We start from the raw sequence: 248 nt of genomic DNA on the forward strand, positions 1-248 counted from the left end.
CTCATCCGCACCAATGTCGAGGCGCTGGGGCTGACGGGCGCGACGAAGATCTGGCGGCGCGACGCGCGTGACCTGGGGCCGATGGCGGCGGGTGCGGGCGGGCCGTTCTCGCTCGCGCTCCTCGATGCACCGTATCGCAAGGACCTGACCGCGCCGGCGCTGGCGAGCCTGCGCGCGGGCGGATGGCTCACGCCCGGCGCGCTCGCCGTCGCCGAGACTGCGAACGACGAAGCGCTGGACGCGGAGGG

At 75.0% G+C, this 248-nt stretch carries 1 protein-coding gene; it reads left to right on the forward strand.

All coding sequences use genetic code 11. From position 1 onward, the window contains the following. Positions 1-248, forward strand: a 248-nt coding sequence (locus Q5762_RS39265; protein ID WP_315897107.1) for an RsmD family RNA methyltransferase, incomplete at both ends; no start/stop codon positions are given.

This window comes from Streptomyces sp. P9(2023) (assembly GCF_032436795.1).
GTDB lineage: Bacteria > Actinomycetota > Actinomycetes > Streptomycetales > Streptomycetaceae > Streptomyces.